This is a genomic window from Arthrobacter globiformis NBRC 12137, from assembly GCF_000238915.1.
GTDB lineage: Bacteria > Actinomycetota > Actinomycetes > Actinomycetales > Micrococcaceae > Arthrobacter > Arthrobacter globiformis.
Map to the genome: position 1 here is coordinate 192,060 of NZ_BAEG01000073.1, position 6,202 is coordinate 198,261.

The window sequence follows — 6,202 nt, forward strand, 5'->3', positions numbered from 1 at the left end:
CGCCAATCCAGGGCACAGTGCACCGTCCCGGGCCAAAAACCCGCATGGCGTGACGGCTGCGCCGCTCACCGGGTTGCTGGCCGCGCTCCCCCTTGCCCCGCGAGGACTGCCAGGACCTCGGCCAGCATGTGTTCGGGCCGGTGGACCACGTCTGCGTAGTAGTAACGGAGCACCGTGTACCCTTGGACCACCGATTTGTTATTCCGGTGGTGGTCCTTCTTCACCTGTGCCCAGTCGCTGTGGTGCCTGCCGTCGAGTTCCACCACGAGCCAGCCCTCGAGCAGCAGGTCAACATAGCCGACCCCCTCGATGTACACCTGTGCCTCGACGTGGATGCCGGCCCTGCGGAACGTGGTCCGGGCTAACGTTTCGAGGAGCGATTCGGCGCCACGGTCCACCCACTCCAGCATCTGACGGGCCTTGCCGTTGCGCCTGCCCGGCAACCGCTCCCGCAGGAACTGCAGGGACATGTCACCCCGTCCCACCGCGCACTCCACCATCACGAGCGACTCGCGTGGAGGCAGGCAGCGCAGTGCGTGGATCAGGACGTCGCCCAGGGCTGCGACGGGGCGGTAAGGGTGTGGCGGCAGGCTCAGCTCCCGGTGGGCCACCTCGCCCTCAGCAGCCACCTTCCGGCGGTGGTGGACATGCAGCAGCCCAGCTGGCGCCACCGTCCACAGCCCGTAGAACGGCGCCGCGCTGATGCAGGTAAGGAGTTGACGGCGGATGAGCAGCGCCACGTCGGACGGGGCCGCAGACGGGAGTGCATAGAGTCCGCGGGCAGGCTGCAGGAGGCCTGCACGCACTGCCCTGCGCAGGGCAGCATCGCTGACACCAAGGCCGGCCAGCACCGGCCGCCTGGCCACGCCGCCACATCGGCTGAGCGCCTGTATTACGTCCATGCCGCCATCGTGCACGCGCAGCGGACGCCCAGGCACCCGCCATTTCCCCTATGTGGACTTCCGGGCCGTCACGCCGGGCACGTTTTTGAGTCTTGGGCTGTTCACGGGCCGCGAGTTCCCGGCGCACGCCTCCCCCTGTTGACGCGAAAGGCTGCCGCCCGTGACGCCGAAACAGCGTTCACGAACGGCAGCCGATGCACCGTGCCGGGATTAGTCCATGCCGCGCAGGTCCAGCACCAGGTCGGTGTCGCCGTCGGCCTGCAGCACCACGGGAATGCCCCAGTCCTGCTGGTACAGGTGGCAGGCGGCGTGGTCGGGGATCTCGCCGTCTTCGGTTTCCGGGCCGTCGCAGGCAGCTGCGCGGGCCGTAATGTGCAGGATGCCCTCCGGAACGTCGGAGGACAGCTCGAGCGTACGGAGCAGGCCCACGGAGGTCCCGGCACCGGAAACGAGCAGCTCCGGCGGGGTGGAGGAGATCTTCATCTGGGTGGGGTCGCCCCAGCGGTCATCGAGTTTTTGGCCTGTGGGGGCCGTGAAGCGGACAGTGAGCTCCATCAGACCGGGCGCCACAGGGCTCTTGGGCCGGTGCGTCTGGACGGCGCCCTCGTCCACCTGCTGGGCTTCCTTGGGGATGGGCACGTAGACAAGCTGGTGCTTGTTCGCTTCGACCACCACCAGAAGCGGCTCAGAGCCGGCCACCTGGGTGTGGTCGACGATCACGTCCGACGGCTCGGCCAGGCCCCGCGCCAGCGTGGACACGGTGCCGGCTGCCGGATCGTAGCGGCGGACAGCACCGTTGTAGGTGTCCGCAATGGCCACGGACCCGTCCGGCAGCACGGTGACGCCCAGCGGATGCTGCAGGCGCGCCTCGGACGCCTCGCCGTCCCGGAAGCCGAAGTCGAAGAGGCCCTTGCCCACCGCTGATTCAACGGTGACTGCGCCGTCGTCGCTGATCACCAGCTTGCGCAGGGCAGAAGTCTCCGAGTCCGCCACCCAGATGTTACCGTCGGCGTCCTCTGCCAGGCCGGAGGGCTGCGCGAACCAGGCTTCGTGTGCGGGCCCGTCGAGCAGCCCTTCCAGCCCGTTGCCGGCGAGGATCGAGACATCCCCGGTGAGCGGTTCGTAGCTGAAGATCTGGTGCACACCGGCCATGGCGATCACCACGGCGTTCAGCTTGCTGGACCAGACGACATCCCACGGCGAGCTGAGCGCCACGTCCAGGGGGTGGTCGCCCAAACGTCCGGTGAACCCGGCCGCGTCCTCGTCCACGCGGGCGGGCCCGGTTTCGAGGAGCCGCTGCACGCCGCTGCCGGCGAGGGTAGTGACGGATCCGTCCGCGAGCGACAGCCCCCGCAGGCGATGGTTGACGGAGTCGGCAATTACGACGTCGTAGCCCGTCTTCGCTGCCACGTCTTCCGGCAGCAGGACAAGACCCTGCGGTTCATTGAACCGCGCGATGCCGGCGGCACCGTCGGCGTGGCCCTTCTCCCCGGAACCGTATGTGCTCAGCACGGTGTGGAAGTCGGTGCCGAGCTCCAGAACGCGGTGGTGGCCGGTATCCGTGACAAGCCAGGTGCCGGCGGCAGCACCGGCGTCGGCGGCAGCACCGGCGTCGGAGGCTGAACTGGCGGAGGCTGAACCACGGCCGGACGGAAGGTAGAGCGCCTTGCCCGGGAAGCGCAGGGTTCCCGACGTCGGCTCCGGGGCCACGTACGGGCCGTTGCCGCGGTGCAGGGTGCCGCGGGCCTCGTGCTCGGCGATCAGCTCGGGAATGAGCACGCCCAGGCCGTCAGCATGGCCTTCGCCCGAAAGGTGCGCCACGATGTAGCCCTCGGGGTCAATGACCACCAGCGTGGGCCAGGCGCGGGCCGTATAGGCCTTCCACGTTTCCAGTTCGGGGTCGTCCAGGACGGGATGGTGGATTTCGTAGCGCTCCACGGCGGCGGCCAGCGCGACGGGATCGGCCTCGTGCTCGAACTTCGGGGAATGTACGCCCACGGTGACCAGGACGTCGGAGTACTTTTCCTCCAGCGGGCGGAGCTCGTCCAGCACGTGAAGGCAGTTGATGCAGCAGAAGGTCCAGAAGTCCAGGAGCACGATCTTGCCGCGCAGGGCCTCCAGGTCCAAAGACTTGCCGCCGGTGTTCAGCCAGTTGCGGCCCACCAGTTCGGAGGCGCGGACCCGGAGGTGGGTGCGTACGGTTTCGCTCATCAGCGTCCTTCCAGCTTTGAGTTGCGTTCAGCCAGCTTGGCGTCGCGTTCGGCCAATTTGGCAAACATATCGTTGTAAGCGGTGAGATCGGCGTCGTTATTCCTGTCCGCGGCCCGGTCGGTGCGCCGGGTTTCGCGTTCATCGGACCTTGACCACATGATGGCGACGCCGATCGCCACCAGCAGGGTGGGCACCTCGCCGATGCCCCAGGCCACGGCACCGCCCATTTGCTGGTCCAGCAGGGCCGAGCCTCCCCAGCTGCGGCCGAGGTTGCCGAAGTAGTCGGCGGCCAGCAGGTTGGTGCCGCCCATGATGGCCACGCCGAAGAAGGCGTGGAAGCCCATGGTGGCCAGCAGGAGCAGGAGCCGCAGGGGGTATGGCGCGCGGCGGGGAAGCGGGTCGGTGCCGATCATGCTGAGCACGAAGATGTAGCCCGTCAGCCCAAAGTGCAGGTTCATCAGCTCGTGGCCCACGTGTTCGCGCATCGCGAGGCTGAAGGCATCCGAGTAGTAGAACAGCACGATGGAGCCGGCGAAGTTGGCGGCGGCGAACAGCGGGTGGGTGACCACCTGGGAGAACTTCGAGTGGACGAACAGCAGGAGCCATTCGCGGAGGCCGCGGGACCCGTCCTTCCGTGCCGGCAGGGCCCGGAGCGCAAGCGTCACGGGGGCGCCGAGCACCAGGAAGATCGGTGCAACCATGGTGAGGGCCATATGGTCCACCATGTGCGCGGAGAACAGTACGCGGCCGTATACCGACGGCGGTCCGGACGTGATGTAGGTCAGCACCAGCAGGCCAATGATCCAGTTTGTGGTGCGGAACCAAGCCCACTTGTCCCCGCGCGCGCGGACCTTCGCGACGCCCAGGAGGTAGGACGCCAGGCCGAAGATGGCGACGGCGACCCAGAGCCAGTCCAGGCGCCATTCAGTCAACCAGCGTTCGGGGGTCAATTCCGGGGGCAGCTCGTAGCCGGAGAGGATGAACGCCGGCGAGGCGTCCGCCGCATAGGTTGTTGGTTCCGGCGGCGCTGACCGGCCCAGCGCGACTGCGATGCCGGACGTGGCGCCCATGATGAGGAGTTCGATGAGAATCAGCTGCCAGAGCACGCGACGCGCGGACATGGAAGCCCCCGCGCGGGCCAGCTGCGGGATGACCCACTGCCGGTGCATGAAGCCGATTCCGCCCAGTACCAGTGTGGCGGCGGACTTCGCGAGGATCAGCTGCCCGTAAGCCGAGCCGAAGAGGTCAGCCCAGCTGGTCACGCGGATGCTGGCGTTGATCACGCCCGATGCGAACACCAGCGCAAAGGCGAACCCTGCCAGTGACGAGAATCGGCGGAGAACCGGTTCGGTGATGTCGTGGCCGCCCGGCTGCGACGCCAGGCTGCTGCGGGGCTGGCTGCGTGGGGCGAGGATGCCGGAGAGGAGGGCGAGCAGGATGATGCCGCCCACCCAGACGCTGACGCCCACAAGGTGCAGGCCCAGCGAGTTGATGGCCCCCTCGTGGTCGCTGGAGCTGGCGGAGTGGCCGATCAGCGCGGTGGGGACCAGGCCGATCAGTGCCAGCAGCAGCGTAAACACCAGGCCGGTCAGGGAACGCACCCCGAAGAGGGCGGTCGTCACGACGGCGGCGATGATCGTGACGGCCAGCCAGGCGCGCCCGGTTTCAATGTCTGTCATGAAGAAGACAAGGGCACGGGTGAACTCGGCATCCCCGGAGATGCCCTGCCCCGCCACATCAGAGTAAGTCAGCACCAGGACGGCGATGGCGGACAGCGTCCAGGCCACGCCTGCGGCTGCCGCGATGGCGAGGGCGCGGGTGAAAGCGGGGTGCTCGGGCGTGTCGCTGTCCTTCGACCGCGCACCGCCGAGCTTGTGCGGCAGGATACCTGCAGCGAAGATGAGCCCGCCCACTACAGCGGCAAGGGAGACATTGTGGATGGCCTTGCTGACCGGCAGGCCCCAACGCACCAGCGCACCGGGGTCGGAAACTTCACGGGCGGCCGCGGCGCCGGAGAACAGCAAGGCGGCCACCAGCCCCAGGAAGAGGGCACCGACTCCGGCCACCTGCCAGGCCCGCTGGATGCCAAAGGCACTGTCAGTGGCCCGCGTGCCCGAATCGGGCGCGGGTTGCGGAGTGAGGGGCTTTGCTGCTGAGGGCACCTATCCATTGTCCGCTACCGTCGCCAACGCGGCGAATCGAGGATTTGGCGGATCGGGGGTTAAAAGCGAGAGGAGCGGCAACCCGCGGGTTGCCGCTCCTCTGAGCTGCGAAAGACTACTTCTTGGAGACAGCGGCCTTCAGCTTGGAGCCTGCGGTCAGCTTGACGCTGTGGCCGGCTGCAATCTGGATGGTCTCGCCGGTCTGCGGGTTGCGGCCAGTGCGGGCTGCACGGTCGGTGCGCTCAACTGCGAGCCAGCCCGGGATGGTGATCTTCTCGCCGGCGGCGACAGAAGATTCGAAAACCTCGAACAGTGCATCGAGCACGGAGTTGACGGCTGCCTGGCTGGTGCCGGCCTTGCCTGCTACCTCTGAAACAAGTTCACTACGGTTCTTAGCCATGTATGTCCTCCTGGACGCTCTTGATACTGGAGCCTGCATGCGGCGTGCGTGCAAGCCACTGTTCGAAAACTTACCAGCTTGCACCCGGGAGGGGGATAAATTCCGCGTGTTTCCGCGACTTTTTGACCTAAATCACCGGTATTTCAAGGATTTCCAGCCAAAAGCGGCCCTATGCCCGGGTCCGTCCTGGCTTTCAGCCGCCGCCCCGCCGGACGCTTCCTCACATCCCGCCGCCTCACTCCCCGACGCTTCCTCACATCCGGCCGCTTCATTCCCGACGCTTCCTCACATCCCCTCGCTTCATTCCCGACGCTTCCTCACATCCCGACGCTTCATTCCCGACGCTTCCTCACGTCCAGTCGCCTCACTCCCGACGCTTCCTCACATCCCGACGCTTCATTCCCGACGCTTCCTCACATCCCGTCGCCTCCTCACTCGTTGGCGGGGATGTGCGGGAGCCTGTGTGAGTGGTCCGTTAGTTGGCCCTGTCGAGACCAAGCGCGCCCGGTGCTGTGAAAGCCGGGTTT

General features: G+C 67.1%; 4 protein-coding genes. All 4 read right to left on the reverse strand.

Translation table 11 applies throughout. The features are described 5' to 3' along the window. Positions 1 to 65 precede the first annotated feature (65 nt). The 4 genes from ARGLB_RS13365 to ARGLB_RS13380 all read right to left on the reverse strand — a co-directional run bounded on the left by ARGLB_RS13365 (position 66) and on the right by ARGLB_RS13380 (position 5,675). On the reverse strand, positions 66 to 902 hold the full coding sequence (locus ARGLB_RS13365) for a type IV toxin-antitoxin system AbiEi family antitoxin domain-containing protein (RefSeq protein ID WP_003803316.1): 837 nt from the start codon (positions 900 to 902) through the stop codon (positions 66 to 68). A gap of 210 nt (positions 903 to 1,112) precedes the next feature. Next, the gene (locus ARGLB_RS13370) at positions 1,113 to 3,113 is read right to left on the reverse strand and encodes an NHL domain-containing thioredoxin family protein (RefSeq protein ID WP_003803317.1); all 2,001 of its coding nucleotides are present in this window, start codon (positions 3,111 to 3,113) and stop codon (positions 1,113 to 1,115) included. Next, positions 3,113 to 5,275 carry a bifunctional copper resistance protein CopD/cytochrome c oxidase assembly protein gene (locus tag ARGLB_RS13375; RefSeq protein ID WP_003803318.1) on the reverse strand — a complete coding sequence of 721 codons (2,163 nt, stop codon included), beginning with the start codon at positions 5,273 to 5,275 and terminating at the stop codon, positions 3,113 to 3,115. The genes ARGLB_RS13370 and ARGLB_RS13375 overlap by 1 nt, the downstream gene beginning before the upstream one ends. 115 nt (positions 5,276 to 5,390) lie before the next feature. Next, a complete protein-coding gene (locus ARGLB_RS13380; protein ID WP_003803320.1) occupies positions 5,391 to 5,675 on the reverse strand; it encodes an HU family DNA-binding protein in 285 nt (94 codons plus the stop codon). Positions 5,676 to 6,202: the final 527 nt, after the last annotated feature.